The sequence below is a fragment of the Citrobacter sp. CK195 genome, assembly GCF_030333365.1.
GTDB lineage: Bacteria > Pseudomonadota > Gammaproteobacteria > Enterobacterales > Enterobacteriaceae > Citrobacter_B > Citrobacter_B koseri.
In genome coordinates this window covers 397538-419413 of sequence record NZ_JAOWGB010000024.1, presented here as the reverse complement: position 1 = coordinate 419413, position 21876 = coordinate 397538, and the positions used below count along the sequence as shown (strand labels likewise).

The 21876-nt window shown below is 53.3% G+C and carries 22 protein-coding genes and 3 tRNA genes; 9 read left to right on the top strand and 16 right to left on the bottom strand.

The window, feature by feature from the left end; genetic code table 11:
• Nucleotides 1-149: 149 nt before the first annotated feature.
• The 4 genes from deoD to deoC all read right to left on the bottom strand — a co-directional run bounded on the left by deoD (nucleotide 150) and on the right by deoC (nucleotide 4482).
• Nucleotides 150-869 (bottom strand): purine-nucleoside phosphorylase, encoded by a 720-nt coding sequence (gene deoD / locus OGX93_RS13135; protein WP_012134191.1) that lies wholly within the window; start codon nucleotides 867-869, stop codon nucleotides 150-152.
• A gap of 99 nt (nucleotides 870-968) precedes the next feature.
• A complete protein-coding gene (gene deoB / locus OGX93_RS13130) occupies nucleotides 969-2192 on the bottom strand; it encodes a phosphopentomutase (protein ID WP_200076040.1) in 1224 nt (407 codons plus the stop codon).
• 52 nt (nucleotides 2193-2244) lie between these two features.
• Nucleotides 2245-3567, bottom strand: coding sequence for a thymidine phosphorylase (gene deoA, locus OGX93_RS13125; protein WP_286449880.1), 1323 nt, complete (start codon nucleotides 3565-3567; stop codon nucleotides 2245-2247).
• Nucleotides 3568-3702: 135 nt separating this feature from the next.
• Complete coding sequence (gene deoC, locus OGX93_RS13120) at nucleotides 3703-4482, bottom strand: deoxyribose-phosphate aldolase (RefSeq protein WP_024130733.1); 780 nt, start codon at nucleotides 4480-4482, stop codon at nucleotides 3703-3705.
• A 263-nt stretch (nucleotides 4483-4745) separates the two neighbouring features.
• Here deoC and OGX93_RS13115 point away from each other — a divergent pair, with 263 nt between their 5' ends.
• Nucleotides 4746-6332: a YjjI family glycine radical enzyme gene (locus OGX93_RS13115; RefSeq protein ID WP_286449881.1), complete on the top strand. Its 1587-nt coding sequence runs from the start codon at nucleotides 4746-4748 to the stop codon at nucleotides 6330-6332.
• Between the two features lie 70 nt (nucleotides 6333-6402).
• Nucleotides 6403-7257: a YjjW family glycine radical enzyme activase gene (locus tag OGX93_RS13110; protein ID WP_049011482.1), complete on the top strand. Its 855-nt coding sequence runs from the start codon at nucleotides 6403-6405 to the stop codon at nucleotides 7255-7257.
• A gap of 126 nt (nucleotides 7258-7383) precedes the next feature.
• On the opposite strand, the gene OGX93_RS13105 is transcribed toward OGX93_RS13110, so the two are convergent.
• The 8 genes from OGX93_RS13105 to OGX93_RS13070 all read right to left on the bottom strand — a co-directional run bounded on the left by OGX93_RS13105 (nucleotide 7384) and on the right by OGX93_RS13070 (nucleotide 13793).
• Entirely contained in the window at nucleotides 7384-8160 is a 777-nt protein-coding gene (locus OGX93_RS13105; protein ID WP_115182023.1) for a metal-dependent hydrolase, read from the bottom strand.
• The gene (locus OGX93_RS13100) at nucleotides 8157-9230 is read right to left on the bottom strand and encodes a patatin-like phospholipase family protein (protein ID WP_286449882.1); all 1074 of its coding nucleotides are present in this window, start codon (nucleotides 9228-9230) and stop codon (nucleotides 8157-8159) included. The genes OGX93_RS13105 and OGX93_RS13100 overlap by 4 nt, the downstream gene beginning before the upstream one ends.
• Before the next feature lie 123 nt (nucleotides 9231-9353).
• Complete coding sequence (locus tag OGX93_RS13095) at nucleotides 9354-9515, bottom strand: DUF1328 domain-containing protein (protein ID WP_047459078.1); 162 nt, start codon at nucleotides 9513-9515, stop codon at nucleotides 9354-9356.
• 128 nt (nucleotides 9516-9643) lie between these two features.
• Nucleotides 9644-10261 (bottom strand): molecular chaperone OsmY, encoded by a 618-nt coding sequence (gene osmY / locus OGX93_RS13090; protein WP_047459081.1) that lies wholly within the window; start codon nucleotides 10259-10261, stop codon nucleotides 9644-9646.
• Nucleotides 10262-10590: 329 nt separating this feature from the next.
• On the bottom strand, nucleotides 10591-12180 hold the full coding sequence (gene prfC, locus OGX93_RS13085; protein ID WP_286449883.1) for a peptide chain release factor 3: 1590 nt from the start codon (nucleotides 12178-12180) through the stop codon (nucleotides 10591-10593).
• A 92-nt stretch (nucleotides 12181-12272) separates the two neighbouring features.
• Nucleotides 12273-12950 carry a pyrimidine 5'-nucleotidase gene (gene yjjG / locus OGX93_RS13080; RefSeq protein WP_286449884.1) on the bottom strand — a complete coding sequence of 226 codons (678 nt, stop codon included), beginning with the start codon at nucleotides 12948-12950 and terminating at the stop codon, nucleotides 12273-12275.
• A 14-nt stretch (nucleotides 12951-12964) separates the two neighbouring features.
• Entirely contained in the window at nucleotides 12965-13411 is a 447-nt protein-coding gene (gene rimI / locus OGX93_RS13075) for a ribosomal protein S18-alanine N-acetyltransferase (RefSeq protein ID WP_012134203.1), read from the bottom strand.
• Complete coding sequence (locus OGX93_RS13070; RefSeq protein WP_024130737.1) at nucleotides 13380-13793, bottom strand: DNA polymerase III subunit psi; 414 nt, start codon at nucleotides 13791-13793, stop codon at nucleotides 13380-13382. The genes rimI and OGX93_RS13070 overlap by 32 nt, the downstream gene beginning before the upstream one ends.
• Nucleotides 13794-13896: 103 nt before the next feature.
• Between OGX93_RS13070 and rsmC the strand changes: the two genes are divergently transcribed.
• The 4 genes from rsmC (at nucleotide 13897) to OGX93_RS13050 (ending at nucleotide 15451) form a co-directional block, all read left to right on the top strand.
• The gene (gene rsmC / locus OGX93_RS13065; protein ID WP_047459087.1) at nucleotides 13897-14925 is read left to right on the top strand and encodes a 16S rRNA (guanine(1207)-N(2))-methyltransferase RsmC; all 1029 of its coding nucleotides are present in this window, start codon (nucleotides 13897-13899) and stop codon (nucleotides 14923-14925) included.
• A 206-nt stretch (nucleotides 14926-15131) separates the two neighbouring features.
• Nucleotides 15132-15218 (top strand) — tRNA-Leu (locus OGX93_RS13060).
• A gap of 27 nt (nucleotides 15219-15245) precedes the next feature.
• Nucleotides 15246-15332, top strand: a tRNA-Leu gene (locus OGX93_RS13055).
• A gap of 32 nt (nucleotides 15333-15364) precedes the next feature.
• Nucleotides 15365-15451, top strand: a tRNA-Leu gene (locus OGX93_RS13050).
• A 39-nt stretch (nucleotides 15452-15490) separates the two neighbouring features.
• Here OGX93_RS13050 and OGX93_RS13045 read toward each other — a convergent pair.
• Entirely contained in the window at nucleotides 15491-15727 is a 237-nt protein-coding gene (locus OGX93_RS13045; RefSeq protein ID WP_080516675.1) for a DUF1435 domain-containing protein, read from the bottom strand.
• Between the two features lie 252 nt (nucleotides 15728-15979).
• Between OGX93_RS13045 and OGX93_RS13040 the strand changes: the two genes are divergently transcribed.
• Together OGX93_RS13040 and fhuF are read left to right on the top strand one after the other, a co-directional pair.
• Complete coding sequence (locus OGX93_RS13040) at nucleotides 15980-17047, top strand: GGDEF domain-containing protein (protein WP_104867805.1); 1068 nt, start codon at nucleotides 15980-15982, stop codon at nucleotides 17045-17047.
• Between the two features lie 122 nt (nucleotides 17048-17169).
• A complete protein-coding gene (fhuF, locus tag OGX93_RS13035) occupies nucleotides 17170-17958 on the top strand; it encodes a siderophore-iron reductase FhuF (RefSeq protein WP_012134210.1) in 789 nt (262 codons plus the stop codon).
• A gap of 30 nt (nucleotides 17959-17988) precedes the next feature.
• Here the strand turns inward: fhuF and OGX93_RS13030 are convergent, their stop codons facing one another.
• Nucleotides 17989-19332: a PTS sugar transporter subunit IIC gene (locus OGX93_RS13030; RefSeq protein ID WP_024130738.1), complete on the bottom strand. Its 1344-nt coding sequence runs from the start codon at nucleotides 19330-19332 to the stop codon at nucleotides 17989-17991.
• 363 nt (nucleotides 19333-19695) lie between these two features.
• On the opposite strand from OGX93_RS13030, the gene OGX93_RS13025 reads away from it, so the two are divergent.
• Nucleotides 19696-20154, top strand: coding sequence for a YbaK/EbsC family protein (locus tag OGX93_RS13025; RefSeq protein ID WP_012134213.1), 459 nt, complete (start codon nucleotides 19696-19698; stop codon nucleotides 20152-20154).
• 64 nt (nucleotides 20155-20218) lie between these two features.
• Here the strand turns inward: OGX93_RS13025 and bglJ are convergent, their stop codons facing one another.
• Complete coding sequence (bglJ, locus tag OGX93_RS13020; RefSeq protein WP_052194420.1) at nucleotides 20219-20887, bottom strand: DNA-binding transcriptional activator BglJ; 669 nt, start codon at nucleotides 20885-20887, stop codon at nucleotides 20219-20221.
• Nucleotides 20848-21570, bottom strand: a complete 723-nt coding sequence (locus OGX93_RS13015) for a LuxR C-terminal-related transcriptional regulator (protein WP_058668534.1) — start codon at nucleotides 21568-21570, stop codon at nucleotides 20848-20850. Before OGX93_RS13015 ends, bglJ begins: the two co-directional genes overlap by 40 nt.
• Nucleotides 21571-21876: the final 306 nt, after the last annotated feature.

The following is a 21876-nucleotide window of genomic DNA, read 5'->3' as shown; positions in this document are numbered from 1 at the left end:
TGCCCCTTCAGAGTGCTGACAAAGGATTGTGCAGCATTTATGTCGGGTGGCGGCCAGGCCTTACCCGACCTACAAATCACGTAAAATATTTTGTAGGCCTGATAAGCGAAGCGCCATCAGGTGTAAGGGGCAAAGTGCCCCCTTCTTTTTTACGCTTTATCGCCCAGCAGAACAGATTCCAGCGCGATTTTGATCATGTCGTTGAAGGTCGTCTGACGTTCAGCGGCAGTAGTCTGCTCGTGAGTACGGATATGGTCAGACACGGTGCAGATGGTCAGCGCTTTCGCACCAAACTCAGCCGCTACGCCGTAGATACCTGCCGCTTCCATTTCCACGCCCAGGATGCCGTATTTTTCCATCACGTCGAACATTTCGCCGTCAGGAGAGTAGAACAGATCGGCGGAGAACAGGTTGCCCACGCGTGCGTCAACACCCAGCGCTTTCGCCGCGTCTACCGCGTTGCGCACCATGTCAAAGTCAGCAATCGCCGCAAAATCATGATCCTTGAAGCGGATACGGTTAACTTTGGAATCGGTGCAGGCCCCCATACCAATCACCACATCGCGCAGTTTCACGTCGTTGCGTACCGCACCACAGGAACCGACACGAATGATTTTCTTCACGCCGAAATCGGTGATCAGCTCTTTGGTATAGATGGAGCAGGACGGGATACCCATACCGTGACCCATGACGGAGATCTTACGGCCTTTGTACGTCCCGGTGAAACCTAACATGCCGCGAACGTTGTTCACTTCACGCACGTCTTCAAGGAAAGTTTCAGCAATGTGCTTCGCACGCAGCGGGTCGCCCGGCATCAAAACGACGTCAGCGAAATCACCCATTTCTGCGTTAATATGTGGAGTTGCCATCTTTTATCCTTATCTCGTTGTTATTGCCTGATGGCGGCTACGCCTTATCAGGCCTACAAAACCGTAGGCCCGGTAAGCCTGCGCCACCGGGCAATTGCATCACAGCATGTTTTTGCCGTAGTCCATCGACGACGTACCGAAGTACGTTGCCAGCGTCTGACCGATATCCGCGAAGGTTTCACGGTGACCGAGCGAGCCCGCTTTCACTTTCGGGCCATAAATCAGCACCGGAATGTGCTCGCGAGTATGGTCCGTACCGGTCCAGGTCGGGTCGCAACCGTGGTCGGCGGTCAGGATCAGAATGTCATCTTCACCGACCAGTTCCATCAGTTCCGGCAGACGACGGTCAAACAGCTCCAGACCCGCAGCATAGCCTGCTACGTCGCGGCGATGCCCCCAGGAGGAGTCGAAATCAACGAAGTTGGTAAAGACGATCGTCTCGTCGCCCGCTTCTTTCATCTCTTTAAGGGTGGCGTCGAACAGCGCGTCCAGGCCGGTGGCTTTCACTTTTTTGGTGATGCCGCAGTTGGCGTAGATATCCGCAATCTTACCGACGGAAACCACATGCCCTTTTTTCTCGTCGACCAGTTTCTGCAAGATGGTCGGCGCCGGTGGTTCAACGGCCAGATCGTGACGGTTGCCGGTACGCTGGAAGTTACCGGCCTTATCGCCGATAAACGGACGCGCGATAACGCGGCCAATGTTGTAGCCGCCTTCGGTCAGCTCTTCACGGGCGATTTCGCACAGCTCGTACAGTTTATCCAGCCCAAAGGTCTCTTCATGGCAGGCGATCTGGAATACGGAGTCAGCGGAAGTATAGAAAATCGGTTTACCGGTTTTCATATGCTCTTCGCCCAATTGATCCAGAATGACCGTACCGGAAGAGTGACAGTTACCGAGATAACCCGGCAGGTTGGCGCGTTTTACCAGCTTATCCAGCAGTTCCTGCGGGAAGCTGTTTTCGTGGTCGCTGAAGTAGCCCCAGTCAAACAGAACCGGAACACCCGCGATTTCCCAGTGGCCAGACGGGGTATCTTTACCGGAAGAGAGCTCGTGCGCCCACGCGTACGCGCCAATCACTTCCGCATTGCCGTCCATACCCGCAGCAATTTTACCGGTAGAACCTTCATGCGCTTTCACCAGGCCCAGGCGGGTCAGGTTAGGCAAATTCAGTGGGCCTTTACGGCCATTGTCGGCCTCGCCCCTGGCGCAGGCTTCTGCAATATGGCCCAGGGTATCTGAACCTACGTCGCCAAAGCGATCCGCATCTTCAGTTGCACCAATACCAAAGGAGTCCAGCACCATAATAAATGCACGTTTCATCTTGTTCTCCATACATCTTGCGCTGCAAAAAAGCGATCAGATCAGTATACAGCTATTCGGTAATACGACGATAGACTGTCGGTGTAATTTCAGGCGCTTTGTCGTCAAGGCTGATTGCCGCTTTGACGGCTTTCGCCGCTTCCTGCCAGCTGGCTTCGTCTTTGGCGTGGATAACAGCCAACGGACGCTGCCCGTCAACGCTGTCGCCCAGACGCGCCATTTCGGTAAAGCCGACGCTGTAATCAATGGTGTCCGACGCCTGGCGACGACCGCCGCCCATTGAGACCACCGCCATGCCCAACGCGCGAGTGTCCATCGCGGATACAAAACCTTCAGTATCCGCATAGACGGCTTTGCTGAGCATCGCCGTCGGCAGGTATTTCGCGTAGTTTTCCACGAAATCGCTCGGCCCTTTCTGTGCCGCTACCATGCGACCAAAGATTTCCGCCGCTTTGCCGTTATCCAGCACCGCCTGTAGTTTCACTCGCGCATCAGCGTCATCTTTCGCCAACTTGCCGGAGATCAGCATCTCCACGCACAGCGCCATCGTGACGTCGAACAGACGCGGGTTGCGGTATTCACCTGTCAGGAACTGCACCGCTTCGCGCACTTCGACGGCGTTACCGGCGCTGGAGGCCAGCACCTGGTTCATGTCGGTGAGCAGCGCAGTTGTGCGCACGCCTGCACCGTTGGAAACGCCAACGATGGCTTCTGCCAGTGCGGCAGAGAGTTCATAGGTTGGCATAAAGGCGCCGCTGCCCACTTTCACGTCCATCACCAGCGCATCCAGCCCTTCCGCCAGTTTTTTCGCGAGGATTGAAGCGGTGATCAGCGGGATGGAGTCCACCGTCGCGGTAATGTCGCGGGTGGCGTAAAAACGTTTATCCGCCGGTGCGAGCGAACTGGTCTGCCCAATAATCGCCACACCCACGTCTTTAATGATTTCGCGGAAACGGTTGTCGTCCGGGAAAATATCAAATCCCGGGATCGCTTCCAGTTTGTCGAGCGTACCGCCGGTATGACCGAGGCCGCGCCCGGAGATCATCGGAATGTAGCCGCCGCAGGCCGCCACCATAGGGCCAAGCATCAGCGAAGTCACATCACCCACGCCGCCGGTGGAGTGTTTGTCGACAATGGGGCCGTTAAGGTTGAGACTCTTCCAGTCCAGAACGGTTCCTGAATCTCGCATCGCCATGGTCAGCGACACACGCTCAGGCATCGACATATCGTGGAAGAAAATGGTCATCGCCAGAGCGGCAATCTGCCCTTCAGAGATGGTGTTATCACGAATACCATTGATAAAGAAGCGGATCTCTTCGTCGCTTAACGGATGACCATCACGTTTTTTACGAATAATTTCTTGTGCGAGAAACACGGTAACCCCCAGGGGAAAAGAGTAGAAGGCCATTGTAGGCCGGGTAAGCAACGCGCCACCCGGCAGTCGTATTGATGCCGGATGGTGGCTGCGCCTTATCCGGCCTACGTCACTACAACTCCGGCAATATAAGGCTTAGTAGCTGCTTGCGCTCTTGCCGTCCCCGTGACCCAGCGCTTTCAGCAGGCTTGCCAGCAGGCTGGATGCGCCGAAACGGTAGTGACGGGAATCCGCCCAGTCAGCGCCAAACAGTTCGTCAGCAATGGCCAGGAACTGCTGTGCATCTTCAGCGGTACGCACGCCGCCAGCCGGTTTGAAACCAACGGTTTTGGAAACCCCCATATCGCGGATCACTTCCATCATGATGCGTGCGCTTTCCGGCGTTGCGTTAACCGGAACCTTACCGGTAGAGGTTTTGATGAAATCCGCACCGGCTTTGATGGAGATTTCAGATGCTTTACGGATTAACGCTTCTTCTTTCAGCTCACCGGTTTCAATGATCACTTTCAGCAGCACGTTTGCCGCCGCACAGGCGTCTTTACAGGCTTTCACCAGATCGAAGCCCACCTGCTCGTTACCGGCGATCAATGCGCGGTACGGGAATACCACGTCAACTTCGTCCGCGCCGTACGCGATGGCTGCGCGGGTTTCTGCCAGCGCGATGTCAATGTCGTCATTACCGTGCGGGAAGTTGGTGACGGTCGCAATGCGGATATCCGGCGTGCCCTGCTCTTTCAGAGTCTTACGCGCAATCGGAATAAAACGCGGGTAGATGCAGATAGCGGCAGTATTCCCAACCGGGGTTTTCGCCTGATGACACAGCGCGATCACTTTTTCATTGGTGTCGTCGTCATTCAGGGTGGTCAGGTCCATCAGTTTCAGCGCACGCAGGCTGCTTGCGGTTAAATCAGTCATTACATTCTCCTGGCTCATCGCCGGTATAAAATTTCACCTTGCGAGTTTGTTAGTATTCTAACATCCGCTCGCCATTACACTTCGATATACATCACAGTTAATGAAAACTACGTACAAATTTGCATTACTGTAACGAGATCTACTTCAAATAAATGACCTTTCCCGGCCTCGCGAGTGGGCAACAGGCGCATCCTGATCAAAAGCCATCATCACGCAACTTCCTACAATGGCGCTTAACCTTCGGCACAAAAAAGGAAACGAAGATGCCCACTTCATGCGAAACCGCGCTGCAACATCGTTGCCAGCAAATTGTGACCAGTCCGGTGCTCAGCCCCGAACAAAAACGTCATTTTCTGGCGCTGGAAGCTGAGAACGCTTTGCCTTATCCGGCCTTGCCCGCAGAGGCTCGCCAGGCGCTGGACGACGGGGTTATCTGCGATATGTTCGAAGGTCATGCCCCGTTCAAACCTCGTTATGTTTTGCCCGATTACGCCCGTTTTCTGGCTAATGGCTCACAGTGGCTGGAGCTGGAAGGCGCAAAAGATCTGGATGACGCGCTATCTTTGCTGACCATCCTCTACCATCACGTTCCTTCCGTAACATCGATGCCGGTCTATCTGGGGCAACTGGATGCGCTGTTGCAGCCGTATGTTAAAATTCTAACACAAGACGAGATCGATATTCGAATAAAACGTTTCTGGCGCTATCTCGACAGAACGCTGCCGGACGCCTTTATGCATGCCAATATTGGCCCGGCCGACACGCCTGTCACCCGCGCTATTTTACGTGCCGATGCTGAGTTAAAGCAGGTTTCACCTAACCTGACGTTTATCTACGATCCCGATATCACACCGGATGATTTACTGCTTGATGTCGCTAAAAACATTTGTGAATGCAGCAAACCGCATATTTCTAATGGCCCGGTAAATGATAAAATTTTCACAAAAGGTCAATATGGCGTCGTCAGTTGTTACAACTCTCTGCCGCTTGCGGGCGGCGGCAGCACGCTGGTCAGGATCAATCTGAAAGCCGTTGCAGAGCGCAGCACCTCTGTCGATGACTTCTTTACGCGCACGCTACCGCACTACTGCCAGCAGCAGATCGCCATCATTGATGCCCGATGTGACTTCCTCTATGAACAATCACATTTCTTTGAGAATAGCTTCCTGGTGCAAGAAGGGTTGCTTGATCCCGGACGTCTTGTACCGATGTTTGGGATGTATGGCCTGGCCGAAGCGGTAAACCTGCTGTGTGAAAACGCGGGGATGAACGCGCGCTACGGGAAAGACGACGCGGCCAATGCGCTGGGCTATCGCATCAGCGCGCAGTTGGCCGATTTCGTCGCAAACACGCCCGTTAAGCATGGCTGGAAACAGCGGGCGATGCTGCATGCCCAGTCAGGCATCAGCTCCGATATCGGTACGACGCCGGGCGCGCGTTTACCGTACGGCGATGAACCCGATCCCATTACCCACCTGCAAACCGTCGCCCCCCATCATGCTCACTACCATGCCGGGATCAGCGACATCCTGACGCTGGACGAAACCATCAAGCGGAATCCTCAGGCGCTGGTGCAGCTTTGTCTGGGCGCGTTCAAGGCCGGCATGCGGGAATTTACCGCCAACGTCAGCGGCAACGATCTGGTGCGCGTTACCGGGTATATGGTGCGCCTGTCGGATCTGGAAAAATATCGCGCCGAAGGATCGCGAACAAACACCACCTGGCTGGGGGAAGAAGCCGCGCGCAATACGCGCATTCTGGAACGACAAGCACGCGTAATAAGTCATGAACAGCAGATGCGCTTCCTAACGCAAAATCATTCGAGAGGCATCGAGGCGGCAAGCGAATGACCCCCAGGAGCGTACACGTAGTACGTGACTGGGGTGAATAAGTGCAGCCAACAAAGAGGCAGTTCGAAGGATGAAGTGTTTAGTCAGTAAAATCATACCGTTCTCCTGCGTAGACGGCCCCGGCAGTCGTCTGGCCCTGTTCTTACAAGGGTGCAACCTGCGCTGTAAGAATTGCCATAATCCGTGGACGATTGGGCGCTGCAACGACTGCGGTGAGTGCGTTCCCCAGTGCCCTCATCAGGCGCTGGGCTTCAGCGCGGGGAAAGTGGTGTGGCAGGCTGACGTCTGCGAGCAGTGCGATACCTGTTTACGGATGTGCCCGCAGCAGGCCACGCCGATGGCGCAGACGATGAGCGTCGATGAGGTGCTGGGCCATATCCGTAAGGCGTCGCCATTTATTGAAGGCATCACCGTCAGCGGGGGCGAAGCCACCACCCAGTTACCGTTTATTTGCGCGCTGTTTGCCGCGATCAAGGCCGATCCGCAGTTGTGTACGCTGACGTGTCTGGTCGACAGCAACGGCCTGTTGAGCGAAACCGGCTGGCAGAAACTGCTGCCCGTTTGTGATGGCGCGATGCTCGATCTAAAAGCCTGGGATAGCGCCTGCCATCAGCGTCTTACCGGGCGGGATAACGCGCAGATCAAGCACAGCATCAGGATATTGGCGGAGCATGGCAAGCTGGCCGAGCTACGGCTACTGGTGATTCCTGGTCAGGTGGATTACCTGCAACAGATAGCGCCGCTGGCCGCGTTTATCTCCCGTCTGGGCGATATTCCCGTCCGGTTAAACGCTTTCCATGCGCATGGGGTGTATGGCGAAGCAAAAGCGTGGCCGGGCGCAACGCCTGACGACGTGCAACAACTGGCAAACGCCTTATGGGCGCACGGGGTGCATAACCTGATTTTCCCAGCTTTATATTTGTGAATCGCCGGATGGCGGCTGCGCCTTATCCGGCCTACAAATGATGTCGACCCGTTGGCCGCCTTATCTGGCCCACAAATGATGTCGGCCCGTAGGCCGGATAAGACGCTTTTGCGTCGCATCCGGCAATCAGAGACGAAATAGCGCCGCCGTATTGCGATACAGCGTTTCGGCTATCACCTCAGAGGGTTCATCGCGTAGCGCACACAGCTCGCTGAATACCCGTGCCGCCTGCTCCGGGCGGTTTGGCTGTCCCTGAAAACCATTTAGCGGCATATCCGGCGCGTCGGTCTCCAGCAGCAATGCATCCAGCGGCAGTTGTGCCATCACATCACGCGTTTTACTGGCGCGCGGATAAGTAATCGTGCCGCCAACGCCAATTTTGTAGCCTAACTGAACAAAGCGTTCCGCCTGTTGCAGACTGCCGGAAAAACCGTGTACCACCCCGGTTCGCGCCAGGGCGTGGCGTTTGAGATGCATCGCCAGCTTGTCATGGGTGCGACGCGAGTGAAGGATCACCGGCAGATCGTAGCGTTTCGCCAGTTTAAGCTGCGCCTCCAGGAGCCGTTCTTGTTCATCGAACTGAGGATTATCGCGGTAAAGATCCAGTCCGATCTCCCCTACCGCCACGACTTTCTGCGGGCGTTGATCCAGTGCCTGTTGCAGGCGATCCAGACTGTCATCTGCGTGCTGCTCAATAAACACAGGGTGCAGCCCCAGCGCCGCGAACAGCGGCGGGAAGCGTTCCGCCAGCGCCAGCACGCGTGAAAAACAGGCCGCAGCCGTCGCCGGAACAATGATTTTGCCAACCCCCGCGTCAGCGGCACGCTGAATGCTGGCCGCTTCATCACCGGTGAAAGGCGGAAAATCAAAATGACAATGCGTGTCGATAAATCGGCAACTCACGCCAGATCCTCATTATTGAAGGTAGTGTCGTTGGCCTGCGCCGCGCCGCTGACCGTTGCTACGTGCATACCGTTGGCCACCGCCGCCGGAGGCACCACCACCGGGCCAGGAATGACAATCTTCGGCGTGTGGCGGGAGAGCGGCGGTTTCTCCGTCAGCAGTTTCCCCACCGTCGCCAGAAAATAGCGCCCGCACAGGCGTCCGATTTTGTAATCTTCGCGCAGCGCAGGAAGACGGCTACCCAACGCCATGCTTTGCAGCGGTTTCGGCGGGTAGATTTCAATGATACGCAGCTTACCCGGCGGCTTCTCAATAAAACGCTGAATGGCGCTATAGCTGGTTTCGTGGTGCTGTACCAGATTCACCAGCGGCTGCAAACTGCTCTCCCCCAGCCAGCGCTCCATGCGCTTAAACCACTGCGGCGTATAGTACATTTGCGAAGGCACCGTGCGGATCACCACAATCGTTTTCGCGCCACGCTTTGCCGCCTCCTGTACCGGGATCGCATCACTGATCCCGCCGTCCAGATAATTGATGCCATCCAGCGCCACGCCTGTACGGTAGAACCCCGGAATCGCGCTGGTCGCACGAATAATATCGAGCCAGTTTTGCTTCGTTGGCGAGAAATAGTTCGCCGTGTAGTCATCCCCACGACAGGCGCACATATAGAAGGATTTTCCGCTATCGAACAGACTCGCGGCGGTGTCCATCGCCAGCGGCATCTGCCCGGATGTCGCGTCCACCAGCCAGTCGAGATCGATCAGGTTCCCCCCGCGAACAAAACGCACCGGGTCGAAGAACTCCCGCTTCGTGGTGTAACGCATAATAACTTTGCGCCCATAGCCGGGCTGGTTACAGAGATAGGCGGAAAGGTTTTGCGCCCCGGCAGAGGTGCCGAGGTAGAGGTCGAACGGATTGAACTTCGCGCGCATAAACTCATCCAGCACGCCAGCGGTAAAGATTCCCCGCTGCCCTCCGCCCTCGCACACCAGAGCCATTCGGCCTGGTCGGAACGCGTTTAATGATAATGGCGCAATATTGCCGAGCGTCACGGGTATTCGCTGCCCCACCTCTGCCTTCCTGTGTTTTATTTTATAGAATGACAAAGTAACGCAAATTCGCGATAGCTAAAACCGTAAAAGCCAGTCCGATGGACTGGCTTAGCATGAATCATGGGTATTACGGGTGACGTGCTAGGGTCGTTTACGGCCCATAAACAGGCTGATCAGGAACAGGACAATCCCGACGACGAAGACAATTTTCGCTGCGCTAGCCGCGGTGCCTGCCAGTCCACCAAAACCCAGAGCGGCGGCAATTAACGCGATAACCAGAAATATAATGCCCCAACGAAACATAAGCCTCTCCTTTACCATAGTTAATGTCGACCGCTTGATATGAGCGTTCAGGTTGCTCATTCGCGATATTTTTAGTGTGGTGTACATTGCGCCTCCCGACAAACGTCGGGAGGGCGAATTAAGACGAATTACTGAGTTTTCAGGTCATTTTTGACGCTTTTCACACCATCAACCGCTTTTGCGATACTTTCAGCACGGTCGATTTGCGCCTGAGAATCTACGGTTCCTGAGAGCTGCACCACGCCGTCGGTGGTTTCGACTTTCACTTTGCGGGAAGGCACGATGTCATCCGCCAACAGTTTCGCTTTGATCTCGCTGGTAGTGGCCGTATCCCCGGCATAGCCTTTCATCGTGCCGGACTTGCTGTCGCGAACATGTAGTTTGTCGCTGACGGAGGTCACACCCTCAACGCCTTCCGCCACTTTCACGGCTTCTTCAGCCTGAGCCTGGCTTTCAACAAAGCCGCTTAATGTCACCACTTTGTTATCGGTTTTGACCGAGATATCGGTGCTCTTAATACTTTCATGATCCACCAACGCCGCTTTCACTTTTGCGGTGATGGCGCTGTCATCCATGAAGTTACCGACTTTATTCATAGAGCTATCGACTTTCTGTCCCGCGCTTTCTGCGCTGGACTGTGCCTTATCCAGCGTAGAGGTTTCCGCAAATGCAGAACCGGTCGCGACAGCGGAGGTCAACATTACGGCCAGGAGAGTTTTAGAAATCTTCAGTCTTGTCGTCGTCATCGATTCATTCCTGTATGGATGGCAGCCGTCACAATCAACATACTTATGCAGAATCGCGGCGCTAATCCCATCTTTATTCAGTTATTAATATCGCAGACAAGATAAATGACGGCCTTAACAACCAGTATTCACGCATTGAACAGTGTTAAAAGTCGTCATTTATGTCATCACTTTGTTAAATATAGATCACAATCGCAAAATCGCTTGCTGATACGCTTAAAAAACAAGCAACCATAAGAAAAACTGAGGGATTTAAGAACATTCCGCAAGCGGTTAAAAAGGCAGGGAAAGTAACAGGGCGCGCCGGATGACGCGCCCTGGAGGGACAATTAGTGCTCGCGCGTTTTGCGGAACTGAACGTCAGGGTAGCGTTCCTGCGTCAGGTTCAGGTTAACCATTGTCGGTGCGATATAGGTGAGGTTATCACCGCCATCCAGCGCCAGTTGTACTTCGTTCTTACGCTTGAACTCTTCGAATTTCTTCGCGTCAGTACATTCAACCCAGCGTGCGGTGGCGACGTTGACGGACTCATAGATAGCCTCAACGTTGTATTCGCTCTTCAGACGGGCAACCACCACGTCAAACTGCAACACGCCGACAGCGCCCACGATCAGATCGTTGTTGGCGATCGGACGGAACACCTGTACCGCGCCTTCTTCAGACAGCTGAACCAGCCCTTTCAGCAGCTGTTTTTGCTTCAGCGGATCTTTCAGGCGGATACGACGGAACAGCTCCGGCGCGAAGTTCGGTATACCAGTGAACTTCATCATTTCGCCCTGAGTGAAGGTGTCGCCGATCTGAATGGTGCCGTGGTTGTGCAGGCCCAGAATATCGCCCGGATACGCCTCTTCAACGTGAGAACGGTCGCCCGCCATAAAGGTCAGCGCATCAGAAATCACCACGTCTTTGCCGATACGTACCTGCCGCATTTTCATGCCTTTCTCGTACTTACCGGAGACCACTCGCATAAACGCCACGCGGTCGCGGTGTTTTGGGTCCATATTGGCCTGAATCTTAAACACGAAACCGGTGAACTTCTCTTCTTTCGCTTCTACCGTACGGGTATCGGTCTGGCGCGGCATCGGCGCAGGCGCCCACTCCACCAGGCCATCCAGCATATGGTCAACGCCGAAGTTACCCAGCGCAGTACCAAAGAAGACCGGGGTGATTTCACCTGCCAGGAACAGCTCATGGTCGAACTCGTTGGACGCGCCCTGCACCAGCTCCAGCTCGTCGCGCAGCTGCTGCGCCAGGTTTTCCCCTACGGCAGCGTCAAGTTCCGGGTTATCCAGACCTTTTACAATGCGCACTTCCTGGATAGTGTGGCCTTTACCGGTCTGGTACAGGTAAGTTTCGTCTTTATAAAGGTGATAGACGCCTTTGAACAACTTCCCGCAGCCAATCGGCCAGGTGATCGGCGCACAGCCGATTTTCAGTTCGTTCTCAACTTCATCCAGCAGCTCCATCGGGTCGCGGATGTCACGGTCGAGTTTGTTCATAAAGGTGAGGATCGGCGTATCGCGCAGGCGGGTTACTTCCATCAGCTTACGGGTACGATCTTCGACGCCTTTTGCCGCGTCAATCACCATCAGACAGCAGTCCACCGCCGTCAGCGTGCGGTAGGTATCTTCCGAAAAGTCTTCGTGCCCGGGGGTGTCCAGCAGGTTGACCAGGCAATCATGATACGGGAACTGCATTACCGACGTGGTAATAGAAATACCACGCTGCTTTTCCATTTCCATCCAGTCAGATTTTGCATGCTGGCTGGAGCCACGGCCTTTTACCGTCCCGGCAGTCTGGATAGCCTGTCCGAACAGCAATACTTTCTCAGTGATAGTGGTTTTACCGGCATCCGGGTGAGAAATAATGGCAAAAGTGCGGCGCTTAGCCACCTCTTGCAAATAAGGAGACAACGTCATAGTTCAATCTTCTTGAGTAAGCGCGGCGTCTGACCACGCATGTTGAATACGAAAAATTGCGGCTATTTTACCCATCAACGGGGGGGAGGCAATCAGTGTTTACACAGGAGTTGCTCCAGTTCGCTTAATGACGCCACGGTCCAGGTCGGTTCAATGCCCGCAGGCTGCTCGCGATGGTGCGCATTCAACCAGCAGGTGGAAAGCCCGGCGTTCATGCCGCCGAGAATATCAGACTCTGCGGTATCGCCGACCATTAACACGCGAGAACGGTCAGGGCTGCCCGCCTGCTCCAGCGCGTAATCAAAGATGCGCGGATCGGGCTTTGCCACGCCCACTTCTTCAGAAATAACCAGCAGATCAAAACGATCGCGAAGCCCTGTTCGTTCAAGGCGAATTTGCTGCAATGAGGTGAATCCGTTGGTAATGATGCCCATCTTCACCTTACCGTGCAGGGCGTTAACCAGCGAAACCGCACCCGGCAGCGGTGCGCAAATCTCCGCCATAGCATTCATAAACGCATCATTTAACTCTTCAGGCGGGACGTTCAGCTGCTCGCCCCAGCCGACAAAGCGCTGGCGCTGAAGCTGAAGCGAAGTGATAGCGCCGTTCTGATAATCCACCCACAGCGGTTTATTGACGGCCTGGTAGTCCTGAAAATCTTCAGCGGTAAAGGTGACGCTATAGTCGAGAAACATCCGCTGTAAGCCGGTAAACGAGTCAAACGTAAACAGCGTTTCGTCGGCATCAAAGAAAATCCAGTCCCACTTCATTATTCCACCTTGTCTTACATACTGATTGGCAATGCCATGATTATCGCGTCCTCACGCCCGTCAGCCGTCGGGTAGTAATTACGGCGCACCGTTGCCTCATTAAAACCTAAACTTTCATAGAGTGCGATGGCGGCGGCATTTGAGGCGCGCACCTCCAGCCATAACGTCAGGACGCCGCGTTTTTCCAGTTCATCAATCAGATGTTCCAGCAGTTCTCGCCCCAGCCCCCGACGCTGAAAATCCGGGTCGACCGCAATATTGAACAGCGTCGCCTCATCCAGCACCACCTGCGTAATCGCGAACGCCGCCATCTTTCCGCCGACCGTCAGTTGATAGTTGAGGTAACGTTCGCCCTGATTGCTGGCAAAGGTTTTTTCACTCCACGGAAACGCATGGGCGCGTTTTTCAATCAGAAACGCAGCAGGTAAATCAGTCGGATTGAGGGAAGAAATCGTGTTCATATGCGCAAATTTGTTGCCATAGTGCGGCGCGTGCCGTTGGGTTTGCCCGTAATTCATTAAACGCAGGACTTGTCACCTGAGCGCCTTCCAGCAGCAAAGGCTCTTCAGTACCCAGCCGCCAGCTGTTGCACCGGCTGCCTTCCGGCAGCATGGCGACGCGGTCAGGCGTCAACGGTAATACCTGGTCTGGACTGACGGTCAATGCGCGCAAAATATCGCTCATCAGGGGTTCGGTCAGCGCCGGTAATTCTTCCGCCACGACCACCAGACGAACGTGCGCCGGAAGGGAAATCGCGATTTCCCCCTGTAGCGCGCCAGGGCGACGCAGCGACCACTGGGTAATGCCCAGTTGCTGTAATTGCCAGTCTCGTCGGGATGTCATAGCGAAACGCTCCTGTCTGTCAGGGGCGCAAATATAGCAAATTCGTCGAAACTGCGCCAACAAACAACTATAATCGCCGCCAGGAACAATAGAGGAACCTTTCATGTCTGCTTTTACCCCGGCAAGTGAAGTCTTGCTGCGCCACAGTGATGATTTCGAACAAAGCCGTATTCTGTTTGCCGGAGATTTGCAGGATGACCTGCCAGCCCGCTTCGAAAGCGCCGCCAGCCGCGTGCATACGCAACAATTCCACCACTGGCAGCTGTTAAGCCAGCTGATGGGCGAGAAGGCGCGCTTTAGCCTGGTCGCCCACGCTGACGACGTCGCGGACTGCGACACACTGATCTACTACTGGCCGAAAAATAAACCTGAAGCCCAGTTCCAGTTGATGAATATCCTGTCGCTGCTGCCGCTCGGCACCGACATCTTCGTGGTGGGCGAAAACCGTAGCGGCGTTCGCAGCGCAGAGCAAATGCTGGCCGACTACGCGCCGCTGAACAAAATCGACAGCGCGCGCCGTTGCGGGCTGTATCATGGCCGTCTGGAAAAACAGCCTGTCTTTGATGCGGAAAAATACTGGGGCGAGTACCGCATTAACGATCTGACCATCAAAACGCTGCCCGGCGTTTTCAGCCGCGACGGTCTGGATGTCGGCAGCCAGTTGCTGCTTTCCACGCTGACGCCACATACCAAAGGCAAAGTGCTGGATGTCGGTTGCGGCGCAGGCGTGCTCTCTGCGGCCTTAGCCAGCCACTCGCCAAAAGTGCGTTTAACCCTGTGTGATGTTTCCGCGCCTGCCGTTGAGGCCAGTCGCGCAACGCTTGCGGCAAACGGCGTTGAAGGTGAGGTGTTCGCCAGTAACGTCTTTTCTGACGTAAAAGGGCGTTTTGATATGATCATCTCTAACCCGCCGTTCCACGATGGAATACAAACCAGCCTGGATGCCGCGCAAACGCTGATTCGCGGCGCGGTTCGCCACCTCAACAGCGGCGGTGAGCTGCGCATCGTGGCTAACGCCTTCCTGCCCTACCCGAAAGTGCTGGATGAAACGTTTGGCTTCCACGAAGTGATTGCGCAAACCGGGCGCTTTAAAGTTTACCGCACGGTGATGACGCGCCAGGCGAAGAAGTAGAGTGGTCATCGTAGGCCGGATAAGGTGCCTGCACCGCCATCCGGCATGGTTTGCGGATGCCGGATGGCACTTCGCTTATCCGGCCTACGGTTAGCGCCCATTTTTGCAGCAATCAATCCATCCTGCGTAATTAACTATTGACGAAAAGCTGAAAACCACTAGAATGCGCCTCCGTGGTAGCGATTCTTTTTAAGAATCGATGGTATGCGAAGGTGGCGGAATTGGTAGACGCGCTAGCTTCAGGTGTTAGTGTCCTTACGGACGTGGGGGTTCAAGTCCCCCCCCTCGCACCAAAACCACGTTGATATTGCTCGCACTGGGCGAAGGTGGCGGAATTGGTAGACGCGCTAGCTTCAGGTGTTAGTGTTCTTACGGACGTGGGGGTTCAAGTCCCCCCCCTCGCACCAACGAGGCGATATCAAAAAAGTAAGATGACTGTGCGAAGGTGGCGGAATTGGTAGACGCGCTAGCTTCAGGTGTTAGTGTCCTTACGGACGTGGGGGTTCAAGTCCCCCCCCTCGCACCAATTATCTTATTTCCCTTCTCTGCTTTACGTCTTGTTTGTTCATCCCTGATTCAAATTCATCATAACCAGCACCATGCCGCTGATCAGCGCGACACATGACGGCAGCAGGACGAAATGCCGTAAGCGTTTGTGATACAGCATCAACGAAGTCAGCAGTAACCCTAATACAATCAGTACCTTCCATGCGTCAATGGAGAGGCCGGCAAACGCCAGTCCGGTAATAAAAATACCCGGCAACAATATCCCCCATCCACTGCCCAGTGTACGCTGCAACATGGCTTTACCTCTGATACCGATAATGATAACCAATAGCATATGATAAAATTTCTCATTTGTCAGCAGTTCGTCACACTTCCTTGTATGAGATTGTCTTAACAATTGATGACATGAATTCAGCAAGGTGATAGATTGGGCAGTGGTTAACTTACAAACAATAAAAACGTTTATTTATGCGGGCTTTTTCCCGCACGTTATTTTTCATTTTGGCCCCAACCAGCGTAATTCATAGATAAATAACGACATTCAGATATGACAGCTCAATCCTGGCGCGCACTACGCACCAAAAAATATCAATTCTCTTTACGCCTTTTTCTGTTTCTCAATGCGGTGTCCGGGCTGTTTACGCTTGTCTTTCCTCTTTATGAGGTCAGGGCTGTTTCAGTCCCGGCAATACTGCTCTTTGTTGCAAGTACGTTACTTCTGATATGGCACGGAAAATATACGCATAAAAAGATTAATATCCCCTTTATTTCTGTTATATCAGGCATATTGTGGGCCTGGCATATCACACTGAAATATAATGCTATGAACCATAGCGATTATACTTTTCTACTCATCGCCCTTCTCTGCGTGTTATTTATTGGCTCCATCGCCTTTGCTAATAATATCATTGCGTTTACGTTCCATTCATTGCCTTCCGTTCTGGCCTGCCTGTGGCTTAATGGCAGCGAACACGGCATACGGATTATTTATCTCATGGCGCTCCCGATGGCGGGCATTGCCATCCAGCATGTTATTCAAAAACGCTATGACGATTTCGCTCAACAGCTGATGTACAAACTGCTGGAAGAGAGAGAAACGCTGAACGGGCTGAGTATGCTCGATCCTTTGACTGGCCTGTATAATCGCCGCGGCCTGCAAAATAAGCTGAATACGCTCCTTGCTCTGGAAACGCACGAAGAACACTACGTATTGCTGCTGGATATCGATCACTTCAAAGCTTATAACGATCACTATGGGCACATGATGGGCGACCAGGCTCTCATTCGCGTTTCAGCCGCGATTCGTGACGCTGTCCGTTCCCGGGATATTGTCACCCGTTTTGGCGGCGAAGAGTTTATGGTCCTGCTGACCGCGACCGATCCACAGGAGGCGCGCACGACCGCCGAACATATTCGCCAGAAGGTCTACGATCTCAAAATCCCACATATGTTTAATGTCAGCGTGGCGACCAATGTCACCATCAGCGTTGGCATCGCGCCGCTACTGGGTCAGGACATGGAGGCTGCAATCGTCAAGGCGGATAAAGCGCTGTATGAAGCCAAAAACCTGGGGCGCAACAACATTCTTGCGAGTGACGAACTGCGTACGGTCTGACACAGGGCGATATCATCGTGCTACCGCGCACAGCGTCACGACAAAGCGCTTGCCATCAGCTATCGCCATCATTAGGATTAGCAATCATTATCATTTAGATTACTATCCTTATATACAGCGCTATGCCTTACCGTTCCGCACCGATCATTGAAGATGTCACCTGGCGAGCCCATCTCCAGCCTGAGATGCCCTCGCTGGCTGAAGCCGTGCGTGAAACGATAACCCGGACGCGCGAACATCTTCTTGATTTTATTCGGCTGGACGAACCGCACCCAACGGGCGCCATGACGCTGGCGCAGTGGGCTCGACCGGGTACGATGCGCTCTCTGCTGGCTATCTATTCCGACCATATTTATCGTCATCAACCGACGCAACCACGCGAAAATAAGCCGCTCATTTCGCTTTGGGCGCAATGGTATATCGGTCTGATGGTACCGCCTCTGATGCTTGCCCTGCTCACCCAGGAAAGGGCCATTGACGTTTCGCCCGAGCACATGCACGTTGAGTTCCACGAAACCGGACGCGCAGCCTGTTTTTGGGTTGATGTTCATCAGGACGAGCGGGCAACCGCGCATTCTCCTCAACAGAGAATGGAAACGCTGATCGTCTCTGCGCTGATGCCGGTCGTTCAGGCACTGGAATCAACCGGCGATATTAACGGTAAGCTTATCTGGAGTAACACCGGGTATCTGATCAACTGGTATCTGACCGAAATGAAACCGCTGCTTGGCGAAGCATTGTTGGCAACGCTGCGCCAGAGCTGCTTCTTCGAAAAGCAACTTTCCAGCGGTCAGGATAACCCGCTGTGGCGTACCGTCGTCCCTCGCGAAGGTCTGCTGGTGCGCCGAACCTGCTGTCAACGCTACCGGTTGCCAGACGTTCAGCAATGCGGTGACTGTACGCTGAAATAAACAAGGCGCCGCAGCGCCTTGCTCAACACGTCAGGCCATCTGCTGGCTCTCCTCTTCTGCACGCCCGGCCTCTTCTGCCTCTTGCGCCAGAAGCTGCTTCTCATAAACCTTAAAGAACGGGAAGTATATGATGGCGGACACCAGCGCCAGTATGACCACCAGGATCGCCGCACGATAGTCCCAGCCCAGTGCCCACGCAGCGCCAACCGGTGCGGGCGCAGTCCACGGCACCACGGAAATCACCCGCCCAATCAGATCCAGCTTCATCGCCGCCCACGCCAGCACGGCGTTCACCATTGGCGCCAGCAGGAACGGGATAAAGAACACCGGGTTCATCACAATCGGCGTCCCGAAAATAACCGGTTCGTTGATATTAAAGATACTCGGCACGACGCTTAAGCGGCCAATAGAGCGCAAATGTACGGAACGGCTGCGTAAATAACAAATCACCAGCCCCATCGTGGCGCCAGAACCGCCAATGACGATGAAGAAAGTCCAGAAGGCTTCCATGAAAATGTGCGGCAACGGCGCCCCCTGCGCCAACGCGGTCTGGTTCATACCGAGATTGGTCAGCCAGAACATTTGCAGCATCCCGGAGACAATCGCCGCTCCGTGAATCCCCGCAAACCACAGTAGATGCCCAATCAGCACCGCCAGCAAAATAGCGGGCAACGAATCCGCAGCGGAAACCAGCGGTTTAAAGATCGCCATGATCGCCTGTGGGATCAGCATATCGAACTGCGACTGGATCGCCAGGCTCAGCGGATACAAGGTCAGAACCACCACCAGCACCGGGATCAGCAGATCAAAGGAGTTCTTGATCATCGGCGGCACCTGGTCGGGCAGGCGAATGCCAATGTTATGCGCCTTCAGGAAGCGCATCATTTCAACACAGTAAATCGCCACCAGAATCGCGGTAAAAATCCCCGTTCCTCCCAGGCTGTCAACTGGCATAGTGCCGTTTGTTTTCGGCGCGGCAACCAGCAAGAAGGCCATGATCGAGAGCATGGCGCACATAAACGGATCTAACTGATGCGATTTAACATAGTGTTTGCCCAGGTTATAGGCAATGGCCGCACAGATATAGATGGACATGATCCCCATCGTCATATCAAACGGCGTCAAAATCTGGCTTTCAAACTGTTTCGCCAGCGCCAGCCAGCCACGGGCAAATCCCCAGGTGGTGTCCGGTGAGAAAGGAGGATAGGCGAAAACCAGCAGGAAGGAGCCGACAATCATAAACGGCATTGCCGAAATGAAGCCATCACGAATTGCCATAACATGACGTTGTGAGGAAATACGTCCGGCAACGGGACTCACGTAGTTTTCGACAAACCGAAAAATCACATTAAACACAGCATGGTTGGTAGACATAGCGTTCTCCTGTCAGTCAAAACAACATAGACGTGCTGGCAGCAGCACCGCCGTGTAAGGGTCCATTACTACTTTTCGCGACCGCGCCGGGGAGAACACCAGCGATACAGCAGAGAGAATGAAGTTTCATAAATGGCTCTTATTATGTGATACAGAGGAAGTGACAGGTTCAGTATTAATCCCCGCCCGCCGGACTGCAACCGGTTACTGTAACCGGTTTCCGTGAATGTGAAGACGATCGAAAAATCGTTCATGCTGCTGGTTTATTACATAAATTATTTACAGTGCCGCTTTCCTTATGACAAATTACGCCACGCGGTTTTCTGAAAAACAGGACTGCTAATACAGCGTCAGGAGAAAAGAATGAGTCTGCAATCGGTACGGCAGTTTCTGGCCGAACGTGCCCCGGATATTGAAATCATCGAATTAAATCAGAGTACGGCGACGGTGGAACTGGCAGCGAAAGCGCACAATGTCGCGCCAGGACAGATAGCAAAAACGCTTTCGCTTAAGGTGAAAGACGACATTATTCTGGTTGTCGCCAAAGGCGATGCCCGCCTGGACAATAAGAAACTCAAGAGCACGTTTGGCGCGAAAGCGCGAATGCTCAGCAGCGATGAAGTCGTGATCGCCACAGGGCACCCGGTCGGCGGTGTCTGCCCTTTCGGGCTGGAAACGCCTCTGCCCGTCTATTGCGACGTCTCATTAAAACATTATGCTGAAGTCTTACCAGCAGCAGGGGCAACGCACAGTGCAGTCCGAATTTCCCCCGACAGAATGGCAGAACTCACTTCAGCAACCTGGATTGATGTGTGCCAGTGATGCTATTTGTGCCCGGGCGATAAACCCGGCACAAGCAACCTGTAAATACAGAGCGACTACAGAATTACGCGGATAAGCGACCCGGCTTTTCGGCGCGCAGAGACAGCAGGATATCCGCCGCATCAAGCAATCCGGCATCTGAGCTGACGCCCAGTTTAGACATCACATTAAATTTATGGGCGCGAATCGTCTTGATATTGCGTTCCAGCTGAACGGCTATCTGTGGCATCGAATAACCATTCGACATAAAACGCAGAATTTCACGCTCAGTGGGGCTTATCATTCGACTCTGATTGAGATACCAGAGGTTCAGAGTATGTTCCGTCACCTCTCGCTTACTGTTCAATAATAAAAAGAGCTTTTCCTGCAAACTGGCCAGTGACGACGCTTTACTTAAGACCCCATCTAACGGCGAAGGCGACAGCGAATCAATTAACCGGGCTTCCGCATCATCATCCGCGATGACTAGTCGGCGCACACGAGGAAAATTCACAGCCAGTTCCGCCAGATAAGCCAGCCCCAACCGGCGATCTTCCCGCATCGCAGAAAGTGAAAAAATAACGACGGAAAAAGGAGTACTTAACATCGCTTTCTGGAAAGCAGATTGAGTTGGAAAAATATGAAGTTTATATTGGCAATCAGGAAACGCGTCAAATAAACTTTTCATTCCAATACTGCTCATTACGCACTTCTCTATGAGTGCGACATTTCCCTTGGCAATTCTGTTTTCCATTCAGTAGCATCTCCATAAACTGAAGGTAAATTCAATTCTCTTGCTCCCTGAGAACTGTTTATCCAGGCATACATCTCAGCATTGCTGTGTATTGACAGACGCCGCATCGCACTGTTTTTCTGCGCGCTAATCGTTTTATTACTCTTCTTAAGCAACATCGCTATCTGATTAATCCCCCAACCCTTACCCAGAAGCCGTAACACTTTCCGTTCCGACAGCGTAAGAACAACCGGACGATGGCCAAAACTCGAGACGTCTGGCAGAGCGGGAGATAGCAGCGTCTTACTGATCCTGTCCGTATGGGCATTGCCTGCTTCAATCACGTTTACCAGATTCTCAACCGGTTCAACGTCAGACAGCAACGTACTGAAGGGGCTCATCAGAAGCTCAATCGCCTGTGAGTAAAACGCACGGGAAACAAGAAATATCCAGTGAATATCATGGTATTGAGATAATAAAGCGTAAAATTGCTCGCAGACAGCGCGGGGATGTTTACATTCTCCCGTTAAATCCGTAATCACTACATCGGAGCGGCGCAACTGCATTAATGTCAGTTCTTCTACGGAACGGCAGTACATCAGTTCATAAGCAGGGAAATGGCCCTGCACCACCTCTTTTAACCCCGTCTGTATAACAGGTATTTTACTGATAATAATTATGTTTTTGCGGCATCCTGGCAACATATCTCCTCCATATCCACAGGTCTCCCCTCCTGTTCACTCATTAATAAATAATATAATTAATGAGAAAAACAGACGTGGTAATAGACGAAGTGAATTGTTTATCCTTGGCTTTTATTTGAAATGTTATAGCAATAACGACTCTATACAATGATCCGCATAGTATAAAATCACCAAACTATTATTGCATAATTACCGCTAAAAATAATTGCGGTACAATTAAATTAACTAAATTAGATCATTAGCATTTCTAACATATGCAAGGGGAATTTAATAAACTCACGCTATGTTTTGCATCAGATAGTTATG

What these genes read in the sequence shown, in the direction of transcription:
- OGX93_RS13025 (WP_012134213.1), top strand. Translation starts at nt 19,696, where the DNA reads ATGAGTCTGCAATCGGTACGGCAGTTTCTGGCCGAACGTGCCCCGGAT.
- OGX93_RS13070 (WP_024130737.1), bottom strand. Translation starts at nt 13,793, where the DNA reads ATGACATCCCGACGAGACTGGCAATTACAGCAACTGGGCATTACCCAG.
- rimI (WP_012134203.1), bottom strand. Translation starts at nt 13,411, where the DNA reads ATGAACACGATTTCTTCCCTCAATCCGACTGATTTACCTGCTGCGTTT.
- OGX93_RS13095 (WP_047459078.1), bottom strand. Translation starts at nt 9,515, where the DNA reads ATGTTTCGTTGGGGCATTATATTTCTGGTTATCGCGTTAATTGCCGCC.
- rsmC (WP_047459087.1), top strand. Translation starts at nt 13,897, where the DNA reads ATGTCTGCTTTTACCCCGGCAAGTGAAGTCTTGCTGCGCCACAGTGAT.
- fhuF (WP_012134210.1), top strand. Translation starts at nt 17,170, where the DNA reads ATGCCTTACCGTTCCGCACCGATCATTGAAGATGTCACCTGGCGAGCC.
- deoD (WP_012134191.1), bottom strand. Translation starts at nt 869, where the DNA reads ATGGCAACTCCACATATTAACGCAGAAATGGGTGATTTCGCTGACGTC.
- OGX93_RS13015 (WP_058668534.1), bottom strand. Translation starts at nt 21,570, where the DNA reads ATGTTGCCAGGATGCCGCAAAAACATAATTATTATCAGTAAAATACCT.
- deoC (WP_024130733.1), bottom strand. Translation starts at nt 4,482, where the DNA reads ATGACTGATTTAACCGCAAGCAGCCTGCGTGCGCTGAAACTGATGGAC.
- OGX93_RS13040 (WP_104867805.1), top strand. Translation starts at nt 15,980, where the DNA reads ATGACAGCTCAATCCTGGCGCGCACTACGCACCAAAAAATATCAATTC.
- deoB (WP_200076040.1), bottom strand. Translation starts at nt 2,192, where the DNA reads ATGAAACGTGCATTTATTATGGTGCTGGACTCCTTTGGTATTGGTGCA.
- OGX93_RS13045 (WP_080516675.1), bottom strand. Translation starts at nt 15,727, where the DNA reads ATGTTGCAGCGTACACTGGGCAGTGGATGGGGGATATTGTTGCCGGGT.
- prfC (WP_286449883.1), bottom strand. Translation starts at nt 12,180, where the DNA reads ATGACGTTGTCTCCTTATTTGCAAGAGGTGGCTAAGCGCCGCACTTTT.
- bglJ (WP_052194420.1), bottom strand. Translation starts at nt 20,887, where the DNA reads ATGGAAAACAGAATTGCCAAGGGAAATGTCGCACTCATAGAGAAGTGC.
- OGX93_RS13030 (WP_024130738.1), bottom strand. Translation starts at nt 19,332, where the DNA reads ATGTCTACCAACCATGCTGTGTTTAATGTGATTTTTCGGTTTGTCGAA.
- osmY (WP_047459081.1), bottom strand. Translation starts at nt 10,261, where the DNA reads ATGACGACGACAAGACTGAAGATTTCTAAAACTCTCCTGGCCGTAATG.
- OGX93_RS13110 (WP_049011482.1), top strand. Translation starts at nt 6,403, where the DNA reads ATGAAGTGTTTAGTCAGTAAAATCATACCGTTCTCCTGCGTAGACGGC.
- OGX93_RS13115 (WP_286449881.1), top strand. Translation starts at nt 4,746, where the DNA reads ATGCCCACTTCATGCGAAACCGCGCTGCAACATCGTTGCCAGCAAATT.
- yjjG (WP_286449884.1), bottom strand. Translation starts at nt 12,950, where the DNA reads ATGAAGTGGGACTGGATTTTCTTTGATGCCGACGAAACGCTGTTTACG.